The sequence below is a fragment of the Oceanobacillus sojae genome (assembly GCF_007991515.1).
In the GTDB taxonomy this organism is placed as follows: Bacteria; Bacillota; Bacilli; order Bacillales; family Amphibacillaceae; genus Oceanobacillus; species Oceanobacillus sojae.
Genome location: NZ_BJYM01000023.1, coordinates 22,778 through 44,729, shown reverse-complemented (window position 1 = coordinate 44,729; position 21,952 = coordinate 22,778). Strand labels below are relative to the sequence as shown.

At 36.5% G+C, this 21,952-nt stretch carries 15 protein-coding genes and 1 riboswitch; of the genes, 1 reads left to right on the top strand and 14 read right to left on the bottom strand.

Annotated elements, in window-relative coordinates; genetic code table 11:
* Positions 1-419: 419 nt before the first annotated feature.
* The 14 genes from OSO01_RS20705 to OSO01_RS20640 form a co-directional block, all read right to left on the bottom strand.
* Positions 420-1,418: a response regulator gene (locus tag OSO01_RS20705; protein WP_186813727.1), complete on the bottom strand. Its 999-nt coding sequence runs from the start codon at positions 1,416-1,418 to the stop codon at positions 420-422.
* A gap of 271 nt (positions 1,419-1,689) precedes the next feature.
* A complete protein-coding gene (locus OSO01_RS20700; protein ID WP_147212374.1) occupies positions 1,690-4,746 on the bottom strand; it encodes a hybrid sensor histidine kinase/response regulator in 3,057 nt (1,018 codons plus the stop codon).
* Positions 4,747-5,328: 582 nt separating this feature from the next.
* Positions 5,329-8,361, bottom strand: a complete 3,033-nt coding sequence (locus OSO01_RS20695) for a hybrid sensor histidine kinase/response regulator (protein WP_147212373.1) — start codon at positions 8,359-8,361, stop codon at positions 5,329-5,331.
* Positions 8,362-8,442: 81 nt separating this feature from the next.
* On the bottom strand, positions 8,443-9,447 hold the full coding sequence (locus OSO01_RS20690; RefSeq protein WP_186813726.1) for a LytR/AlgR family response regulator transcription factor: 1,005 nt from the start codon (positions 9,445-9,447) through the stop codon (positions 8,443-8,445).
* Between the two features lie 445 nt (positions 9,448-9,892).
* The gene (locus OSO01_RS20685; protein WP_147212371.1) at positions 9,893-12,037 is read right to left on the bottom strand and encodes an ATP-dependent Clp protease ATP-binding subunit; all 2,145 of its coding nucleotides are present in this window, start codon (positions 12,035-12,037) and stop codon (positions 9,893-9,895) included.
* Positions 12,038-12,435: 398 nt separating this feature from the next.
* Positions 12,436-13,218 (bottom strand): delta-lactam-biosynthetic de-N-acetylase, encoded by a 783-nt coding sequence (pdaA, locus tag OSO01_RS20680; RefSeq protein ID WP_147212370.1) that lies wholly within the window; start codon positions 13,216-13,218, stop codon positions 12,436-12,438.
* Positions 13,219-13,279: 61 nt separating this feature from the next.
* Positions 13,280-14,587 carry a Na+/H+ antiporter family protein gene (locus OSO01_RS20675; protein WP_147212369.1) on the bottom strand — a complete coding sequence of 436 codons (1,308 nt, stop codon included), beginning with the start codon at positions 14,585-14,587 and terminating at the stop codon, positions 13,280-13,282.
* Positions 14,588-14,936: 349 nt separating this feature from the next.
* Positions 14,937-15,677, bottom strand: a complete 741-nt coding sequence (locus OSO01_RS20670) for a YfkD famly protein (RefSeq protein WP_246145265.1) — start codon at positions 15,675-15,677, stop codon at positions 14,937-14,939.
* Positions 15,678-15,871: 194 nt separating this feature from the next.
* Positions 15,872-16,558 (bottom strand): amino acid ABC transporter permease, encoded by a 687-nt coding sequence (locus tag OSO01_RS20665; protein WP_147212367.1) that lies wholly within the window; start codon positions 16,556-16,558, stop codon positions 15,872-15,874.
* 41 nt (positions 16,559-16,599) lie between these two features.
* Positions 16,600-17,430, bottom strand: coding sequence for a transporter substrate-binding domain-containing protein (locus tag OSO01_RS20660; RefSeq protein WP_307725861.1), 831 nt, complete (start codon positions 17,428-17,430; stop codon positions 16,600-16,602).
* 189 nt (positions 17,431-17,619) lie between these two features.
* Positions 17,620-18,435 carry a YhjD/YihY/BrkB family envelope integrity protein gene (locus OSO01_RS20655; protein WP_147212366.1) on the bottom strand — a complete coding sequence of 272 codons (816 nt, stop codon included), beginning with the start codon at positions 18,433-18,435 and terminating at the stop codon, positions 17,620-17,622.
* A gap of 167 nt (positions 18,436-18,602) precedes the next feature.
* Positions 18,603-18,899 (bottom strand): YtxH domain-containing protein, encoded by a 297-nt coding sequence (locus OSO01_RS20650; protein WP_147212365.1) that lies wholly within the window; start codon positions 18,897-18,899, stop codon positions 18,603-18,605.
* Positions 18,900-18,912: 13 nt separating this feature from the next.
* Positions 18,913-19,383 carry a low molecular weight protein-tyrosine-phosphatase gene (locus tag OSO01_RS20645; RefSeq protein ID WP_147212364.1) on the bottom strand — a complete coding sequence of 157 codons (471 nt, stop codon included), beginning with the start codon at positions 19,381-19,383 and terminating at the stop codon, positions 18,913-18,915.
* Positions 19,384-19,573: 190 nt separating this feature from the next.
* Positions 19,574-20,569 (bottom strand): glutaminase, encoded by a 996-nt coding sequence (locus tag OSO01_RS20640; protein WP_147212363.1) that lies wholly within the window; start codon positions 20,567-20,569, stop codon positions 19,574-19,576.
* Positions 20,570-20,805: 236 nt separating this feature from the next.
* Positions 20,806-20,916, top strand: a riboswitch (SAM riboswitch).
* A 95-nt stretch (positions 20,917-21,011) separates the two neighbouring features.
* Between OSO01_RS20640 and OSO01_RS20635 the strand changes: the two genes are divergently transcribed.
* The gene (locus OSO01_RS20635; protein ID WP_186813725.1) at positions 21,012-21,827 is read left to right on the top strand and encodes a MetQ/NlpA family ABC transporter substrate-binding protein; all 816 of its coding nucleotides are present in this window, start codon (positions 21,012-21,014) and stop codon (positions 21,825-21,827) included.
* Positions 21,828-21,952 lie beyond the last annotated feature (125 nt).

Here is a 21,952-nt window from a genome sequence, read left to right as displayed (position 1 = left end):
CGTAAAAGAACGTTATCTAATAGATGAATAGATTCACTATTTATGAAAACGCCCTGGCATTACCCTTATCCAACTGACAGAAACATTTTAAAGTCTCTTCTGACTACATACTCATCCTCTATACAGCAGCTTTTTACTAGTTTCTATGAAGAAAATTACAATTAATATCGAGTTACTGGAAATGAGACTCTGTAGTCATTTTCATAATAACTTACTGAATATGTCCCAGAGAATAGTGTGTATATATACAAATTCTGTACATCCTGGTAATCTAATATATCCCAATATTTGGTTATATTAAGTCAGCAAAAAAATTCATTTTATAAAAGCATTGTTTCTGCTTTATAAAATGAATTTTCATGAATTTCTCGATATATATAATTTAAAATTCCGTTCACCACCCGACTTGAACATCCTCTTTAAACCCTGGATTTTTCTTTTATAATATCTGTTGCTTTTATATCAAAACCTGTTAAATCCTTCATTTTTGAAATATTATAGGATGCTGGTTCTTCGTGGAGGTGTAAATGCTCTGAAAATTTGTTAATTAATTTAACCCATAAATCTTTCAGCATTTTCCTCTCTGCAGCAGCCCATGAATAATTCAATTCAGCTAAATACTCTCCTCCATACACTTCCAGCACTGCAAAGTATTGTTCAACATCTACTTTATTTTCTTTTAATAAATATTGGGCATCGAGCTTAAATTCATGAGATTGAATCTGTATGCCATCCCCCATATCTATTTGATAAAATTCTTTCTGGCTGACGATTTTAATAGGAGCATCTATTTGCCGGATAACCTTCCTGATCTGATATATGGCAGTATAAAGCTGGGCATTTGCTTTTTCCCAAGGTAGATTGCTCCACAACAAATCAATTAATTCACTTTTCCGGATCGTATTTTGATGATTATGGATAAAATAAGCAAATAATTCTTTCGCTTTAGACGTTCGCCACTTTACTTCTATCCATTTATTCCCATGATAAATTTGCAGCACTCCTAAATCCTTAATAACAAACGATGATTTACAGGTCGCAATTTCCTGTTCTACCGCTTTTCTTTCCTTTATCCGTTGTATGGTTACTGCTAAACGTTCCTGCTTTACGGGTTTCAATATATAGTCTACTGCATTTAATTCAAAAGCTTTGACCGCATACTTGTCATAAGCCGTAACAAAAACAATATGTAAGGAAGGTTTAATGTCTAACAATTGTTCAGCTAAATCAGTTCCTTTTATAACGGGCATATGTATATCGATAAATACAGCATCTAGATCGGTTACCTGTACATGTTGGATTAAGTCGCCAGCGTCTATATATTTTCCTGTCACCTGTACTCCTTCTATTTTATTCAACAGTAAATACAAATATTGTAATGCCAAATGTTCATCGTCAATGATAGCAATATGCAGCATAGAATCCCCTTCCTGATTATTTTCACGATATATCACGTATAATTCAAGCATACATGACAATAAATATTAGCTATCTTCCTTTTTCTAAACAAATTCTATACAATTTTCTGGTTTACTAATTATCCCGCCTCCACTTACCTTCATTTCTTCCAATACTTGAAAATACTATATTATGGCCCAATAAAAATAAAACTCCACTTGATGGGTATACTATCTTTTTCCCATCAAATGAAGTTACATCTTTTGTCTTGTCATGCACTGGATAAATATTTTAATTATCTGCTAAATCCACTTCAAAAGAAACCTTTGTACCCCAGCCATGTGAACTGTTAATCGTTAAGCCTTTTCCATAATGCTGATGCAGTCTTTTTTCAACATTTAAAATACCGACGCCTGATTTACTGTCAGATTTCCCCTGTAAAATGCCCGGAATATCTGTTGTTTCTATTCCGACTCCATCATCTTCTACTGTAATTAATGCTTTGGAACGGGTATAATCTTTTTTTATTCTGATTACTACTGAGCCTTTCCCATCTCCCTTTCGGATACCATGATGTACAGCATTTTCCACCAATGGCTGAATCGATAAAAATGGAATATTTATCTCTTGATAATCCTCCAGCTCCCATTTCACCTGAAGGGCTTCTCCAAAACGGACCTGCTCAATATACAGATAGGATTGGACGATATTTAATTCCTCTTCTAAAGGTACTAAAGCATTCATTTGCTGGAACTGAAATTTGCTTCGCAACAGGTTTCCAAGCTCATCCAGGAGCTGTCTCATTTCCTCCAGATTCCATTCGCTTAATGCTTTGATAGCATTCAAAGTATTAAACACGAAATGTGGCTGTATCTGCGCTTGAAGCCACAGCGTTTCTAATTGTAATTGCTGCTCTGCAACCTTCTTAAGAGTGATTAGTGAATCCAGCCGGGTTTTTAACTCTGCCGGTTCTACAGGCTTGGTTATATAATCATTCGCACCGGCAGCAAAAGCTGCTTGTATATCTGAATTACCGCCAGTAAGCAGCAATACAGGAAGCTCTGTCAGAGAATACCGTTTACGAATCATTCTGGTGAGTTTATATCCGGAGATTTCCGGCATCATAATATCGGAAATAACAATATCCCACCCTCCTTTTTCCACCTTCTCCAAAGCTTGGACGGCACTGGTAACAAGAACCAGATTATATGCATCCTCGGGCAGTACAGCTTGTAACGCTAACAAACTGGCCGGATCATCATCTACTGCTAGAACAGATGGTTTTTGTTCGTTTTTCCAAGACGGGATTTTCAATTGCTCCGAATCCTCGATCCTCCTGATTGTTTGTGTATTCTCTTCAGGCAGATGAACAGCTTCCCGGGATGATGCTAATTCTAACGTAAAGGTAAAGGTTGTTTTCTCTCCTTTTTTGGAAGAAACCTGAATGGTCCCGCCATGAAGTTCTACCAGTTGTTTCGTAATACTTAGTCCCAGCCCAAAACCGCCGTCCCGTGTTATCCCTTCCGGAGCATCTCCTTGCTCATAAGGAAGAAATAATCGCTTCTGCATCTCCGGACTGATACCCGCGCCCGTATCAGTAACATGAATTTCTGCAACATTTCCATTTACAGCTGCCGATATAGTAATGGTTCCATGATCTGTATACTTTATAGCATTTTTGACTAAATTAAATAAAATTTGCGTCACTCGATTTTCATCCGCGAACACTGCCGGAAATGTTTTAGAAATTTGATTGATGATTTGAACCTTCTTCATGTCAAATGAAAATTGTAATAAATCCATCACTCCTGTGACAATCGGTTCCAAAATAATAACCTGTTTGTTTAGTCTGGGCTTGCCCTGCTGCAGCTGTCTCTCTTCTAATAAGTCCGTTAACAGTAGATTCATCCGCTTTCCTACATTCAATACCGTATTTAAATCATTGATACTTTGCTCTGTTATAGCAGATTCCTCTCTATCGCGTACACCCTTCGAAAGTAATAACATACTGTTTAAAGGATTGCGGAATTCATGAGAGGTATTTGCTAAAAATTGATCTTTCTCCCGGTTTATCCGCTGTAACGTTTCGGCCAGTTCTTTCGTTTCCCTGTAGGTACGAAAATATCCTTTAAGCCAAACCATCATAAAGCACACCACTGCAAAAATGAGATCAAAAGGATAATGCGGCATATATACTCCGCTTCCTCTCCATATTAAAGCCCATACAACATGGTGAATAGCTGCTGCAACGGATAATACTAAAAAGAAATCTGTATTCAATGACTGTTTGTACGACCGTATTATTGCAAAAACACCAATACCGACCAGGGAACAACAAGCGAACAGATAAAGTGGCAGCTGCATAATCAGCTGTGGCAGAGATAGAGGAAAAAATATCGTAACGCCGGCTAATCCAAATACTCCCCATTGAAAATAAGGAAATATTTTATTCCAATAAGGAAGCTTTTGATGATTGGTACATTGCAGAAAAACATAGCACTCGATTAATATCAATGCTACAAATAACTGGTTCCACCAATCACTCTGTGCATAGAAAAAAGAATGTAATAATTTATCTTTTCCACTAAGAAGAAATAGAATAGCATATATAAAAGTTAGTAAAGAAAAAAAGAATAGCTGTTTATTTCTGTTTCCAATTAAATACAAGATGAAAGCATACCCTGAATGAATCAACAGGACAACAACCATGGCAATCTGCATGTAAATCGAAAATTGCAATTCATTGGTAAGCTCTTGTTCTGTTCCAAATTGAATCGAGCGAATAATGCCACCATTTAAATTTCTGATATCTTTAAAATTGGCCGCTTGAATAATGATATCAATGACGCCATTTTCATCTGCTTTAAACGCGACTTTTTGTGGAGAGTTTTCAGCGGTAAATGCTTCTTCTTCCGTGGCAATTTCTCCCGATGATGAGAGTTTATTTCCATTGACATAGACTTCAGAGGCACTGCGGATACTCGGTATATATAATTCATAATGACTATCTTGACCTGGATTCACATGAACTTGCAATCGGTATGTTCCGTAACCGATAGGTGAATTCAATATATTATTCCAGCCTTCGGGCACATGAATGGTTTCTGTATCTGCTAGTACTGCTCCCTTCTCCTCCATTATAAATATGGATGGATAGAAATCCCATTCCCCGTCCAATACCAAGGTTTCGTCCCCATCCGCTTTCCACTCCCTTAAATCAAGCTTTCCATTTTGAATATCCAACGGGGTACTATTTTGAAAACCTTCCATCCAAATCAATCGAAAAGCTGATAAACAGACGAAAACAAGCAGTAAAATCAGCACCAGCTTCATATAGTTATTTCTCATTGATATCATCTCTTCTAACGTCAAATTTTAAATATATCCTTCAAATTTCTTTGACGGCAAATGAACTGGATAGAGTTCTCCTGCTTAAGCATAAGACTCTTTATTCTATAGGCTGATGCTGATGATTGTATACTTGGTTTTATGATAAATTGTTCTTTATCCAGTTCACGGATATCAATAAACGTTCTGTTATTTACAAGATTTCAAATATAATTTTTCTATATTTAGTTTAAACGCATTCACCATGTATTCATCATATGCGGTAACAAAACTTATAAAGGTTATATACAACAATTGTTCACAAAATTTATGCTCTTTTCACTTGGCAAATGTATATTTACAAATACAGCATCCGCATTTCTATTTGAGCATGATTAATCAACCCATTGCCGGTCATATGCTCTCCGGGATATATTTATTTTTTTAATAAACTATACAAATCTTAACAGTTCCAAGCAGCTATATTCCCAAATAAATATGTACAAATTCTATACAACTCAAAATCATACAATGATTATATAAAAATAAAACTCCATTCTAATCGGGGCTTAATCACCTCTGCAGAATGAAGTCTTGTTTTGTTTATATATCAATTTCAAAAGATACGCTCGTTCCCTTATTCAGAGAACTGTCAATCATTAATCCTTTTCCATAATGCTGATGCAGTCTTTTTTCAACATTTAAAATGCCGACTCCTGACTCACTGCCTGAATTCCCCTGCAAAATGTTCGCAATATCTGCTGTTTCTATCCCCGCTCCATCATCTTCTACCGTAATGAATGCTTTCGAACAGGCAGTATCTTTTTTAAATCTGATTACTACTGTGCCTTTTCCTTGTCTATTTCGAATACCATGCTGTACAGCATTTTCTACCAATGGCTGAATCGATAAAAATGGAACACTTATCCCTTGATAACCGTCCAGCTCCCATTTCACCTGAAGAGCTTCTCCAAATCGAACTTGTTCAATATATAGATAGGAGCGGACAATATTTAATTCCTCATCTAAAGGTATCAGATCTTTCATCTGCTGGAACCGGAATTTACTTCTCAAGAAATTACTAAGCTCATTGAGCAGCTTTCTCATTTCTTCTACATCCCATTCACTTAGTGCCAAAATAGAATTCAGAGTATTAAACAAGAAATGCGGCTGTATCTGTGCCTGCAACCATGCTGTTTCAAACTGTAACTGCTGCTCTGCAACACGCTTCATTGTTATTAACGAATCCATTCTTGCTTTCAGCTCTACCGGCTCAACGGGCTTGGTAATATAATCATTTGCTCCTGCTACAAATGCTGCTTGTATATCTGCATTCCCGCCCGTAAGTAAAAGGACAGGAAGCTCTGTCAGCGAATAGCGTTCACGAATCATACCAGTGAGCTTATAGCCTGATATTTCCGGCATCATTATGTCTGAAACAACAATGTCCCATTCCCGTTTTTTCATTTCTTCCAGTGCTTGTTTCGCATTGGAAACAGGTACAGTATCATACATATCCTCTGATAAAATTGAATTTAATGCTAATAAACTGGCCGGATTATCATCAACCAGTAATACTGCTGAGGCCCGGCCGTCATTTAATTGCGGTAATCCGGATTCCACCTTATCTTCGCTCTTTGCAGCAGTACGCACAGTCTGCACCGGCAGCTGTACAGCTTCTTGCGAAGAAGCTAATTCCAAAGTAAATGTAAAGGTTGTCTTCTCTGCGTCTTCTGATGAAACCCAAATCTGCCCTCCATGAAGCTCAACCAGCTGCTTAGTAATACTCAATCCCAGACCAAATCCGCCTTCTTGCATTCCACTTGTTGCGTTGTCCTGCTCATAAGGAAGAAATAACCGCTTTTGCATTTCTCCACTAATTCCGATACCTGTATCTGTCACATGAACTTCCGCATATTTTTCTTTCTTCTCAGCTGATATAGTTACTCCACCTTTACTAGTATATTTAACGGCATTACCAACTAAATTAAATAAAATCTGCGTAACACGATTTTCATCGGCATAAACTGCCGGGAATTCCTTTGGAATCTTATTAATCATCTCCAGCTGTTTCATATCTGATGAAAGCTGTAATAGGTCAAGAACTCCTGTTGCAATTGGTTCAAGGGAAATTACCTGTTTATTTAAACGCGGTTTCGTACGATTTAAATTTCTTGCCTCGAGCAGATCGGTTAATAACAGATTCATTCTCTTTCCGACATTCAAGACCGTATTGAGCTCACTTACACTCCGCTCTGACAACACTGTTTCTTCTCTGTCCATGACAGCCTTGGAAAGTAATAAGATACTATTCAAAGGATTACGGAACTCATGCGATGTATTAGCAAGAAATTGATCCTTTTCCTTATTCATCCTTTGTAAACTATCAGCCAATTCTTTGGTCTCCTCATGCATTTGAAAATAACCTTTGAACCAGACAGTAATATAGCACACCACCGCAACAATCAGATCAAATGGATAAAATGTTAAATATATACTCTGTTCCCTCCATCCTATATCCCATATATAATGATGCACGACCGCAAAAAAACTGAGTACAAGGAACAGATTCGTCGCCGGGTTTTGTCTATACATCCGTGCAATCGAGCAAAATGTAACGACAATCACTATAAAAGCAAATAGATAATAAACAGGAAATAAGAACAGAATCTGCGGTATTGATAAGAATAAAGTTATTCCCATCACCCCAAATATACTCCATTTATAAAAAGGAAATACCCTTCTCCAATATGGCAGCTCCAGATGATTCGTACATTGCAGCAAAGCATAACAGCCCACCAAGAGCAAGGTGTTTGCCAGACGAAAATCAAAATCATAGGATATATTTAAAAACTGATGAATTAACTTATCTCCATTACTTAAAAGAGAAGTTACGATTATCGATAACATTAAAATGGAAAAATAGAATAGGTACTTATCCCGGTTTCCTATCAGATATAAAATAAATGTATACACTGCATGAATTAAAAAGATAACAATGATACTGATTTGAAAATAGCTGGATATCTGTGTTCCTCTTGAGATTGCCTGCTCCGTACCAAATTTCACAGAACGGATGATACCGCTGCTTCTTATATCTTTATAGTTGGCAGCTTGTATAACAATATCAATATTTCCTTCTTCATTTGCTGTAAAAACCACGTTTTGCGGTAAATTTTTAGCTGTATATTGCTCTTCATCTGAAGCTATCTCACCAGAGGAAGACAGCTTTCGTCCATTAACATAGACTTCTGATGAACTGCGAATACTTGGTATGTATAAACCATAATTCTGATCTATATCAGGGTTAACCTTGATTTGTAACCGATAGGTACCATAGCCAAAAGAAGAATTTAAGATATCATTCCAGCCTTCAGGCACATCTAAAATTTCCGATTCACTGCCTGCCCTGCTTACTTCTTCCATAATAAACTGAGAAGGATAGAACTTCCACTCCCCGTCCAAAACAAGTGTTTCTTTGTCCCCCAGATCCCATGATTGTATATCCAGAACACCATTTTGAATATCAGGTTGAATCTCATTTTGAAAAAACCCCATCCAAATCATGCGGAAAGTAGATAAACAAATAATAAAAAGGAGCAGAATAACTCCCAGTCGAATATAATTTTTTCTCATTCCTATCAACTCTTCCCCATACAATTTTCAACCTCTATGTCACAGCCGACATAGAGGTGTCCTTGGAGATAAAATCTTTTGCTAATGTTGTAATTTTTTATTCAATAACATTACAGCCTCCTCATCAGAGCTGACAAGCGCACTTAATTTGGAAGCATTATATGATGAAGGATTCTCGTAATAAATGATATGTTTAACCAGATTTTCTATTAATCCCAGCCATATTTTTCTCAGACTGTGTCTTTCTTTAAGAACCCATGCTGCTTCAATTTCCTCCAAATAATTCCCCTGGTATGCTTCTAACAGTTTAAAATATGCAGCTGCAGATACATTGTTATTTCTCAATACATCCAATGCTGCACGCTTCCACTTAACTGATTGAATTTCTACACCTTCTATAGTTATATGATAGAATTCGTCCTGACTGGATATTTTAATCGGCATTCCAATTTGCTGTGTTACCTTTCTAATTTGGTAAACAGTGGAGTACAACTGTGAATGAGCCTTCTCCCAAGGAAGATTACTCCACATTAAATCTGTTAATTCACCTTTTCGAATTGTATTTTCATGATTCTGTACAAAATAAGCAAACAGCTCCTTCGCTTTGGATGTCCTCCATTTCACTTCGATTGGATTATTTTCCTTATAAAAGCGAAGAGCTCCTAAATTCTTAATTCTATAATTTGCTTTATCTGAATCTGATTCCAATGCTGTATTTAATTTTATATAATTACTTTCTTTTATCCTCTGTATCGTTATCTCTAACCGTACTTTTTGAACCGGCTTTAAAATATAATCCAATGCATTTAATTCAAAAGCTTTGACTGCATATTCATTATAGGCAGTTACAAAAACAATCTGTAAGGAAGGCTGTATGTTTAATAGTTTTTCCGCTAAATCAATCCCTTTTATCTCAGGCATATGTATATCCATAAATACAGCATCTATGCTTTCCCTTTGAACATGATCTATTAGATCCCCAGGGCTGTTATATTTGCCTGTAACCTGTACTCCTTCTATTTTATTAAAAAGAAAATCCAAGTATTCTAAAGCTAAATGCTCATCATCGATGATACAAATATTCAATTTATAGCCTCCTAAAAATAGGTTTGTAATTTCATTGAGAAACAAAGTATATAAACATATCATACATGATAATAATGAGAGCTTTAATCGACAATTTTCTATACAAATTCTATACAGAATGAAGCATCGGTTTTCAAAACTCCTTATCATAATTCCTGTACAAAAATTACATCTAATTTTTTTATACCATATATCGACTCAGAAAACCTTCGTTTTTAAAATTATTGTTATTGTTAATTTACGGAAGATACTCTAAAAATCCGTAGCCGCCACTTTATACAGAACAAGAACACTTGGGGGAGCTAAGTCGCAGTTCCTTTAAAACCATAGTTTTATTATAACTTTCCTGTTAACAAAAAAAGACCAGCTAACCCACTAATTGGGTCAGCTGATCCTTGTATATCCCTTTATTTAATATGCCTTACGCAATTATTCTAACTTTTTATTAAGATGCATTTGAAACAACAATTTCTTCTTCATTTACATCCACATGAACTGCTTTTACATCTTCCCCTTCGAGAATTAAATCAGTTAATTGATCTTCTACTTTATCCTGGATAACACGGCGTAATGGACGTGCACCAAAGCGTGGATCGTATCCTAATTTAACAAGACGCTGCTTAGCTTCGTCAGAGATAGTGATGCTGATTTGGTTTTCCTTCATAGTTGCTTCTAAATCATGCAGCATAAGGTCAACAATTTGTAATAGATCTTCTTCTTTTAATTCATTAAAGTTTACAATAGCATCGAAACGGTTCAGAAACTCTGGTTTGAAATAGTTACTTAGATTTTCTAATGTGGAAACTGATTCATGTGTTTTGCTGTTAAAGCCGACATTCACTTGTTTTTCACCAGTTCCGGCATTACTTGTCATAATAATGACTGTATCCTTAAAGCTTACTCTTCTGCCATGAGAATCTGTTAAATGACCGTCCTCCATAATTTGTAAGAACATATTCTGCACATCTGGATGTGCTTTTTCAATTTCATCCAGTAATAGAATAGAGTATGGGCTTCTGCGGATGCGTTCAGTCAGCTGTCCAGCTTCCTCATGTCCTACATATCCTGGTGGTGAACCGATAATTTTAGACACCGTGTGTTTTTCCATATACTCACTCATATCCAGACGGACCAAGGCATCTCTTGTGCCGAACAATTCTTCTGCCAGTACCTTTGTTAATTCTGTTTTTCCGACACCAGTAGGGCCGACAAATAAGAATGAACCGATTGGACGTTCTTTTGCTTTTAATCCGGCACGGCTTCGGCGAATTGATTTAGCAACTTTTGCTACAGCTTCTTCCTGTCCGATTACTTTGGCACGAAGATCATCAGCCAGATTTTTCATTTTTTCTTTTTCATCTTTTTGCATTTTAGTTACTGGTATACCCGTTTTTTCTTCTACAATCAATTGAATATCAGAAATATCCACATCCATTGTTTTTTCTCCGTCTTCTACTTTATCCAATTGCTTTTGTAATTGAATTTCCTGATAACGGAGATTTGCAGCGCGCTCATAGTCCTCTTTTTCTGCTGCTTCCTGCTTTTGTTTCACAACTTCATCTAAGCGTTGCTGTAATGAATCAGAATCTTTTTGTGCGTTTGCCAGATTCAATCTGGAACCAACCTCATCCATCAAGTCAATTGCTTTATCTGGTAAGAAGCGGTCCTGAATATAGCGGTTGGATAAACCGACAAATGCTTCGACTACTTCATCAGAATAACGTACTTCATGGAATTTTTCATAACGGTCTTTAATTCCCTTCAAGATTTTTACTGCATCTTCTAATGATGGTTCCTTCACGATAATAGGTTGTAAGCGTCGTTCTAACGCTGCGTCTTTTTCAATTTGACGATATTCTTTTAATGTTGTTGCACCAATTACCTGCAAATCACCACGTGCAAGAGCCGGTTTCAAGATGTTGCCCGCATCCATTTGTGAGCTTTCTGCTGTCCCCGCGCCGACAAGAAGGTGAATTTCATCAATAAATACAATTACATCATTACGCTCCTGTAATTCAGCAATCAGTTTATTCATCCGCTCTTCAAATTGACCTCGGATACCAGTGTTTGCAACTAAAGAAGCTACATCCAGCAGATAAATTTCTTTGTTCATTAATTTAGCAGGTACATTACCTTCGACAATATTTACTGCCAGTCCTTCTGCAATTGCGGTTTTACCAACACCTGGTTCACCGATTAATACGGGGTTGTTTTTATTTCTTCTATTCAATGTTTCAATAACTCGTTTAATTTCTTTATCTCTACCAATGACAGGATCAATCTTCCCTGCTCGCGCTTGATCAGTAATATTTTTTGCTAACTGATCAATTAAGCCATTTCCATTGTTTGATTTTTGTTTCGTTCTAGTGCGTGCACTTGCACCACTTTGTTGATTACCTTGGAAAAAGTTGTTGGCAAATGATTGATCCATATTGCCAAATGGAGAATTAGAGAAAAAGTCACTGTTCATCATATTTCCTTGTATTTCTTGTAAACACTCATGGCAAAGATGCACTTCCATACGTTGTCCATTCATTTGCATTTGTGCATTAATCGTTGCCTCATTTTGTCCACAGTTTTGACATTTCATTTCTCATTCCTCCTTTAAATTAGTCAGATAGCTTATTTATTCGTTATTTTGACTTTGACTATCTTTGACTATAATTACATTATACTCTGACCTTCTTTGACTTTCAAGTGTTTTAGTCAAATTTTTTTATTTTTTTTTGACCTTTTGTATTTATGATAGATTGAATATAGGCCAACGCCTTATTACATAAGAGATTTAGCAAGTTATCTGTTTATCAGATTTCTGATCAAAGAGGTTCAAAAATACAAATTTCTTATGAAAAGAATGACTTTCTTTTTTCATAAGGAGAATTTGTTTTTGCAGTATATCAAAAAAACTGTCCTTTTAGAAGCGTAACGTTTTATCAGAATATACTCTTCTGAATAACTACGTTTTCTTCTATAAAAGGACAGTTTACTTTAATAAGGAAACTGCTTTGGCAATTGATTACGCATCCATAAATCATCTAAGTTTTTAAATTGATACCCTTCTTCTTTTAAATCCTGAATTACTTTTTCCAGGGCAGCTGCATTATCACTGGAGACAGCATGCAGTAAAATAATTGCTCCGGGATGAATCTGTTTCATAATCTCGTCATAGGCATAATCTGCACCTTTTTGTGCGTTTGTTTCCCAATCCTTAAAAGCCAGTGACCAAAACACATGAACAAGTCCGATTTCTGTTGACCATTTCAATGTATCTGAACTGAATGTCCCCCGTGGAGGTCTGACAAATATTAATTCATCTTGATCACTTATCTCGGCAACTGCCTGTTCTAAATCTGTCAGTTCTTTTTCAATGGCTTCCTTATTCATAATTGTAAAGTCTGGATGATGGTAGGAGTGATTTCCAATAATATGCCCTTCCTCCACCATCCTTTTGACTAAATCAGGCTCACTTTCTACATAATGTCCTGTTACAAAAAAAGTTGCTGGAACTTCTTCTTTTTTTAATACATCTAATATGTCAGAGGTAAAGCCCTGCTCGTAGCCATTGTCAAAGGTGAGATAAAGGTTTTTCTCCCCGCTGTCATCCAGATAGAACGCATTATATTTATCCAATACTTCCTGATATGACCCTATCTCCGGAGGCGTATGATTATTATTTTTCTGGTAGCCCCATCCATACGCAAAAGCTGTGTTCCATGTGAAAGCACAAAAGAAAAAGGCAAGTGATAACAGGAAAGCGATTAGTTGTTTCATTCAAATCCCACCCAGTTTTTCTCTTACCTTTTCCTTTTGCTTCTACTTTTATACGCTTTTTTTATAATACCATTGCAGCAATCCAGCCGAAAATAAATAAAGGAATATTATAGTGTATAAATGTCGGTACACAGGTACCCCAGATATGATCATGCTTTCCATCTGCATTAAGCCCCGAGGTTGGCCCCAGCGTACTGTCTGAAGCTGGAGAGCCTGCGTCGCCTAATGCTCCGGCTGTTCCAATTAAAGATGCTGTTGCAAGCGGTGAGAAACCGGCTGCAAGGCAAATTGGAACAAATAATGCTGCAATAATTGGAATGGTTCCAAAGGAAGTTCCGATACCAATCGTAATAATCAATCCAAGTAATAATAATACAAACGCAGTCAGCGGTTTATTATCTCCCAGCATAGAAATCGATACTTCCACTAATTCTCCTATTGCTCCGGTTTTCTGCAGAACATTTGCAAATCCTGCAGCTACCAGGATAATAAAAGAGATGGTAGCCATCATGGAGATACCCTCTGTCATCACCCGGTCCAAGACTTTAAATGGTAATGCTACCAGAACGAACATAGCTATAATTCCAGTTAATGCTCCCAAAATCAAATCTTGCGTAATAATTTGAACAATAAGAGCTAATATAATTGCAATAATCGTCATTAAATGCTGTTTATTGAATGTTACTTCTTCTACTAAATCCTCTGGTTTAATTTTATTTTCTTTTACTGTATCTTTAGGATCTTTATCTTTTCTATAAGTAAATAAGATTCCAATTAACAACCCAACAATCATCCCGGCGCCAGGTATCAGCATAGATAATGTTACTTCATGCAAAGTAATTTCTGCACCGTTTGAATTTACCCCTTTTAAAATTAAGTCTTGGAAAACCAGACCGAATCCTACTGGAATCATAATATAGGGTGCTTTCAAACCAAATGTCAGCGCTACTGCTACTGCCCGGCGATCCATCCGCATTTGATCAAATAATTTTAATAAGGGAGGAATTAAAATAGGAATAAAAGCGATATGCACCGGCACTAAATTTTGTGATAAACACGCAACACCAGCTAACGCAAATAGCATTATTGTTTTCTTCCCTGTCAATATACGAATAATAAAATTGACTAATATTTTAGTAATACCTGTGTAGTTGATGGCAACTGCAAAAGCACCTAATAAAATATAACTGAGTGCTGTATTTGCAGAGTCCCCCATCCCAGCCACCATTAATTTAACAGAATCCGTAAATCCTAAACCGCTCATTAATCCGGCAGCAATCGTTGAAATTAAAATAGATAAAATAACATTTACCTTTAATAAACATAAAACAGTCATTAATAGGACTGCTAAAAGAACAACCCATTCCATTTTTCTTCCTCCAATAAATAACCATCAATTTCTTTAACACTTTATCATGATAAAGCAACAAAGATAAAATTGCAAGGAATTTTTATACTCATTTGAAATACTCCCACACTCCCCTCATGCATAGAGGCAGAAAGTTTTTTCCAGAAATTGATAAAAAGGACTGCCTTCAGACAATCCTTTGTTATTAGAATAAGATATCTTAGAGTTTTATAAATGGATTAGATGGAGTGGGTAATCGCAGTCCTACTCCCAATCTCAGTTCCATCTGTTCCTTTTATTTAGAAATAACTGATGTCAGCCCCAAACGAAAATCGAGAAGATTTAAGACAGACCATCACAATTTGAGCTATTATTTGACTTTGAATGAAAAGGACAAATAATCCTGTACTGGTATCCAGGCACCAATTCCTTGTTTTGTTACATTTTTAATTTGAATGGTTTTATTGGAGCCTTTTAATTCAATATAGACTTCTCCAAATGTTACCTGGCCCTTTTCATTAACTGCAGGAGCATAGGCATCAAGTATTCCATGCTTCTGAACCGGGATGTTATATGAATTTGCCAATTTTGTATTATGCCCAATAACGGTTTGATAAGAGAGAGGCAGCTTTGTTTTTTCGCTTGCCTTTAATAACATCATTGTTTTTACCTGTTCTGGATTACTTATTTTACTGGTTAAAGCACCTTTTACTTCTTTTTGCTCCTGTTGGTAATAACTCATTTCTTGTGCCTGGTCACCACCGATATTATTCATTTCATTTTTATTAATCAATTGATATTCCCAGTTGACATTTGATTCACTGGATTGATAATTTATCGGCCATCTTCCCAGATAAACCATACCGCGGTAGCCAATTGCAATTGGAGAAGGTTTAATATTGCTTTCATTTAAAATCTTGATCAGCTCCGGATTTTCAATTGGTATATCGACACCCTCGATTAACTCCTTTGTTAAATCACTCGCCTCAATAATTTCCTGGTCTTCAGTTGAATTTGGAAATGTGTTTTCTTTGGATACATCTAATACATGACTAGGTATATCAGATTCTTTTTTCTCTTTTATTTCTTCAGCAAAACTGTTCATTGGCATCCACAGCCATGCTAAACATAAGAGCAGCATAAAAAAATAAACACGATTGCATTTTTTCATTTCCGTACCTTCCTTTCTTTTTGTTTTATTTTTTCTGAAAGGAAGAAAACTATACATCCGGTACTTTGAGACTTTTTGGCAAATAAAAAGAGATACCCTTTTAGCCTTAAAGAGTATCTCTTTCATTCCTATATTTATTTTATAAATGCACTATACCTTTTCTCTAAACGCTCCTGCAACATGCCAATTAAAATACACACCGGCCAATAAATAAGCGCCACTAAAATATACATGGTCATTGCATCAAATTCTCTTCCTGCAACAATTTGCGCTTTTTGAAACAGCTCCGGCACTGTAATTACTGCTGTTAAAGAAGTTGCCTTCACAATATCCATAAAGACATTTGTTAATGGAGGGATTGCAATCCGGGTGGCTTGTGGCAAAATAATTTTACGCAAAGTCAGCCAATAAGGCATATTCAACGCCCGTGACGATTCCCATTGTCCCTTCTCCACACTACTTAATGCGGATCTGTCAATTTCAGCAATATAGGCGGCACTATTCAACCCCAGTCCAATAATTGCAGCATGAACAGCTACAAGCTGAATTCCCGCTGAAGGCAAGCCCAGATATAGAATATATAAAAATACGATAATCGGTGTTCCCCGCATAAACGATATATACAGCCGTGCCGGCCATCTCACTAAGCCATATTTAGAGCTTCTCGCCAAAGCTAACAGCAGCCCTAAAATAAGTCCAATAAGCATACTTCCAATGGAAATAAGCAAGGTTATGGGGAGTCCTCCCAATACAAATGGCAAGCTCTCCCAAGCTAATTGGACATCAAAGAATCCACCAAAATTCACATTTGATATGTTCATTAGAAGCCTCTAAAAGTCCAGACCTTCTACAATTTCAACTTCTATATCCGGTTCCTCTGAAGCATCTTCTTCATAGAATTTTTTCCCAATTCGCTTAATGTCCCATCTTCACGCATATCGTTTAAAGCACTATTAATTTCTTCCTGAAGTTTGCTTGCATCCTTTGGCATCATAATCGCCTGCTCTGTCGGATTAAATTTCAGTGTAGGATGCAGATGTAAATCAAAGTCAGGAAATGCTGCTACTCCAAATTTAGTCAGGTAATAATCATTTAATACCAAATCTGTTCTTCCTGTACTTATATCACTTAGGTAAGCTTCATTTGGAGCATTTCCATACGTTACAACCTCCGCCCCAAAATGCTCTGCGATTTGACTGTAAATGGTTGTTGCTGCCCCGCCGGCTTTTTTCCCTTCTAAATCTTCAAGTGTTTCTATTCCTGAATTATCCGATTCTCTTACTGCTGCCACTATATACGAGTATTTATACGGGTCAGAAAATCCAAATTTCTCTTGATTTTTTTCTGTTATAGTTGCATCATTAGCTCCAACATCAATTCTGCCGCTATTAATCGCTGTAGCTAAATCATCCGCACCCAAAATTTCAAATTTAACCTCTAAGCCTAAACGTTCCCCAATCTCTTTCATAATCTCCACCGTATATCCCGTTAACTCATCATTCTCATCGTAATAGGATGCACCGATCAGGGTTCCAGAAGTCCCAGCCACAATTTCGCCTTTTTCCTGAATTTCTTCCCAATGCTTATCCTCTGCTTCGGCATTATCTTCGTTGTCGTTATCCCCTTCACTACAAGCAGCCAGTAAAAATACTGTAAGAAGCATAAAACTAAAAACAAATAAGTTCTTCCTCACCACAAAACCTCCCTGTATTATACTTTTTATACAGAAATAGTATAACAAAGAAAGTCTTATATGAAAACATTTTATAATTCTGTATAATAAATCCTAAATCTTATAGTAATACAATTTAACAAATGCACATTTGTTGATTAATTTCTCCCTATAAAAAAGGAAACGGCTAATTATCTGGCCGTTTCCTTTCTAAGCTCTTTTCTGATTTAGAATCGTTGCATTTAAAATGCCGCCGATAATAATAATAATTCCAAATAAATAGAACCAGATTAACAAAATAATAATAGTACCTAAACTGCCATAAGTGGCAGAAAAATTCCCTAAGTTATGCACATAAAAGGAAAATCCCCAGGATACCAGCTGCCAGGCAAGTGTTGCAAATGCTGTACCCCAGACCACCTGTGAAAATTTTAGTCGCCGATTAGGCGCAAGCTTATACAAAAATAGTAACACGATAAAGAAGATAAGAGATGAGACTACCCATCGCAAGGTTCCCCATACCGCTAAAAAAGATTCTGTAAAACCAATCCAGGAAAAAAGATAAGTACCAATCATTTTTCCAAAAACCGGCAGCAATAAAGCTAAAATTATAATTAAAACCATCCCTATTGTAAGCATCATTGCTACAAGCCGTGAAACTATAAACGAGCGGTCTGTCTTAATCCCGTAAGCGTGGTTAAATGCTCTGGTAATTGCATTGACACCATTGGACGCTGCCCATAAGGTTCCAATAATACTGATGGAAAGCAGACCGCCGTTTTGAACAGTTAATGATTGCAAATTTGTTGTAATAAGCCCCATCACTTGCTCAGGTGCGAAGTCTCCAATTGTTTCCAAAATCAAACCCATATCAATCGGCAGGTATGGAATTAGATTAAGTAAGAAAATTAAAAAAGGAAATAAAGACAATATAAAGAAATAAGAAAGCTGAGCTGCCAGTCCAAACACCTCGACTTCTCCATAACGTCTCCAAAAATCCTTGCCTATACCCTGAAGGTTTCGAATGCCGATCCACCTGCCCTTCTTGCTTGGTGAGCTTCCTCTTTAAAACAGCTTGTTCAAAAAAGGAGAAGGGAGATGTTAAAATCTTTATCTCAATACGAAATAAAGGTAACATTTTATTTTTTTACATTCTTATCCTTCCATCACCCCTTACTTTTGAACATCCTGTATTAATCTATTGCTTTACCTGAATATTTATTCGTAACTTTATCTAATGTTTGCTCCACTTGCTCTAAAGCGTTCATAGCATTAGAAGATCCACTTTCAAAAACATGATTCACCTTATCGACTGTTTTTTGCAGGCCTTGAATTGCTTCGGAAGGATTGCTGATATAATAAGATGATGCAGCTTTCATATCTTTTACTTTTCCGCATGCATAACTGCGTGCTTCTTTATCAAATAATGATGCTGCTCCTCCAATAACTGCTCCTGCAACGACACCTAAAATAATTTTACGTTTTCCCATTATTATCTCTCCTTTAATTTAAATGATGCTTTTCTTTTAAAAATTGAAGTAATCCGTAACAGCCATCTGAAACTAACCGATACGTCTGTCCGAAATCTCCTGTGTAATATGGATCAGGAATATCATCTTCTTCTATGTCCTCCACAAACTCCATTAATTTCACAATCGCTGTTCCCTCATGGTGGTTAGACCCGATAAGCGTATTATAATTATTCTGATCCATTGCAACCAGGTAATCAAATTGATTAAAATCATCTGCTGTAAGCAGTCTTGATTCCATTCCATCATAGGAAATGCCCTGCTGGTCAAGTATTTCCTTTGTTCCCGGGTGGGGTGATTGTCCGAGATGCCAATCTCCTGTCCCGCAAGAATCAACCTGCACGCTATCTACCAGCTGCTCTTTCTTTACAAGATCCCTGAATATCGCTTCTGCCATAGGGGAACGGCAAATATTACCTAAACAAACAAATAATACACGTACCAATCGTTTTTCACCCCATTCATCTCGCGTCGGCTTAAAAAATAAGCTCTTCCCAATTAACACCCTAAACGGTATACAATAAGTTTAGGGTGTTTTGCTGTAACTCTATTATAAGCAACTTAGACCGATAAGCAAAGAGTTAATTGTAGAAAGTTGTTATCCTGCTTCCATTTTTGTCGAAAAGATACAGCCTTTAAAATACGCTCATATCCCAGCTGTTTGCAATATGACGGAGCAATTTAATTCCTGCAACACTATTTCCCTGCTTATCCAACGCCGGCCCAAACACACCAATACCGCAGCCATCTAAAAATGGCAAATCATTATTACGGACCCTTGGCGGTACAACTGCTAAAATACCGCCAGAAACACCACTTTTTGCTGGAATTCCGACATAGGAGGCAAATTTCCCGGAAGCATCATACATACCACATGTTAACATCAGAGATTTGGCAATTCGAGCTACGTTCTTAGGAATAATTATTTCTTCTGTATCAGGATGAATCCCATCGTTTGAAAGAACCAGGCCAATACGGGCCAAGTCATCGGTTGTAATATTAATAGAGCATTGTTTAAAATAAGTTTCCAATGTTACCCCTAAATCCGATTCCAAATATCCCTCTTCCAGCAAATAATAACCGATAGCTCGATTACGCATCGATGTATCTCGTTCAGAGACATAAACATCTACATCTATTTCAGGTCTGTAGCCAATTATTTTTTCCATTAAGTTAAATAGTGGCTCCAGCTTCTCATCTGATGTATTTCCATTTAATAAAGAAGATACTGTAATCGCTCCTGAATTTACCAAAGGATTAAAAGGGCGCTTCGGATTGTTAATCTGCAAATGCATAATGGAATTAAATGCTTCTCCAGTCGGCTCTACATCTACACGCTGCAAGATATAAGTTATTCCCCTATCAATACATGCAACAATAAAACTTAAAACCTTGGATATACTTTGAATGGAGAAGGAGTGATTTAAATCTCCTGAACGGATCTGCATTCCTCCCTTACCAATAATTGTAATACCTAAAGCATCAGGGTCTGCTTCCTCTAATTTCGGTATGTAATCAGCAACCTTCCCAGTGTCTGTTTGTTTCTTAAAAAAGGTCACCCAATTATCTACATATTCCTGGAGCCACTGTTTATTTTTTTCAGTATTTAAATTTACATATCCTTGTACCATGTATTGACACCCCGCTTCTATTATAATTGTACAGATAAATTCATGAATATCCTTATTTGAACTATACCCCATATAACAATTATTTACCCATTAACATATTTAATATTAATTATTTGTGTCTTAAAAAGAAATAATACTATTTAAAAACAAATAAAATTATAATAATTAAAAAAGTATTGACTTAAATGAGAATTTAGATTAAGTTATTACTTAATAATAAAATTGAATCCATATATCTCTTATCAAGAGTAGCTGAGGGACTGGCCCGTTGAAGCTCGGCAACCTTTTATGTTTATGCATAAAAAGGTGCTAAATCCTGCAAAACGATACGTTTTGGAAGATGAGAGAGGAAATTTGTACATTGGACAAGCCTCTCTTTCTTTAATTCGAAGTAAGAGAGGCTTTCTTTTTTTATTTAAAAACGAATATGAGGTGGAAAAACATGAAGAAATTAGCATTATTATTTGTTATTTTATTATCCGGAATACTTGCTGCCTGCGGCAATAACGCGGAAAATGCTGAAGCACTCAGTGAAGATAAGCTTGTTGTCGGTGTTACTGCCGGGCCGCAGGAACAAATTTTAGAAGCTGCTGCAGAGGTAGCTGTAGAAGACGGTCTTGAGATAGAAATAAAAGTATTCTCTGATTATGTACTGCCAAATACAACGTTAGCTGAAGGTGATTTGGATGCAAACAGCTATCAGCATAAACCATTTTTAGATGAATTCAATGAAGACCATGATACAGATTTAGTACCAGTCGGAGAAACTATTTTAAATCCAATGGGGGTTTACTCAGAAACATATGATAATATTGATGATCTCCCTCAAGGCGCAACATTCGGGCTTCCTAATGATCCGTCTAATGGAAGCAGATCTCTATTTATTTTAGAAGAAGCAGGCCTAATTACACTGGATGAAGAAAACAAAGAAACTGCATCTATTCATGATGTTGTTGATAATCCGCTCGAGCTGGAATTTGTAGAATTAGACGCTGCACAGATTCCTAACCAATTAAGTGAAGTAGACGCTGCTGCGATTAATACGAACTTTGCTTTAGGGGCCGGAATCAGTCCAAAAGATGATGCTATCTTATTGGAATCCACAAACTCTCCATATGTAAACTACATTGTGGTCCGTGCGGAGAATCAAGATGATCCAGTCGTAGAAACACTGGTTAATGCTTATCAGTCTGATAAAGTAAAAGCATTTATTGAAGAAGAATTTGAAGGCTCCATTATCCCCGGCTGGGAGGATTAAAATATCTATTAACAACTAGCTGTATGACTCTTACTTCAAGAAAAAAGAAGTTATACCCATTTTAAGCGGGGGATGAAAAATAACTTCCCCCCAAATAAAGTTTCACATTACCTCTATCAATACAT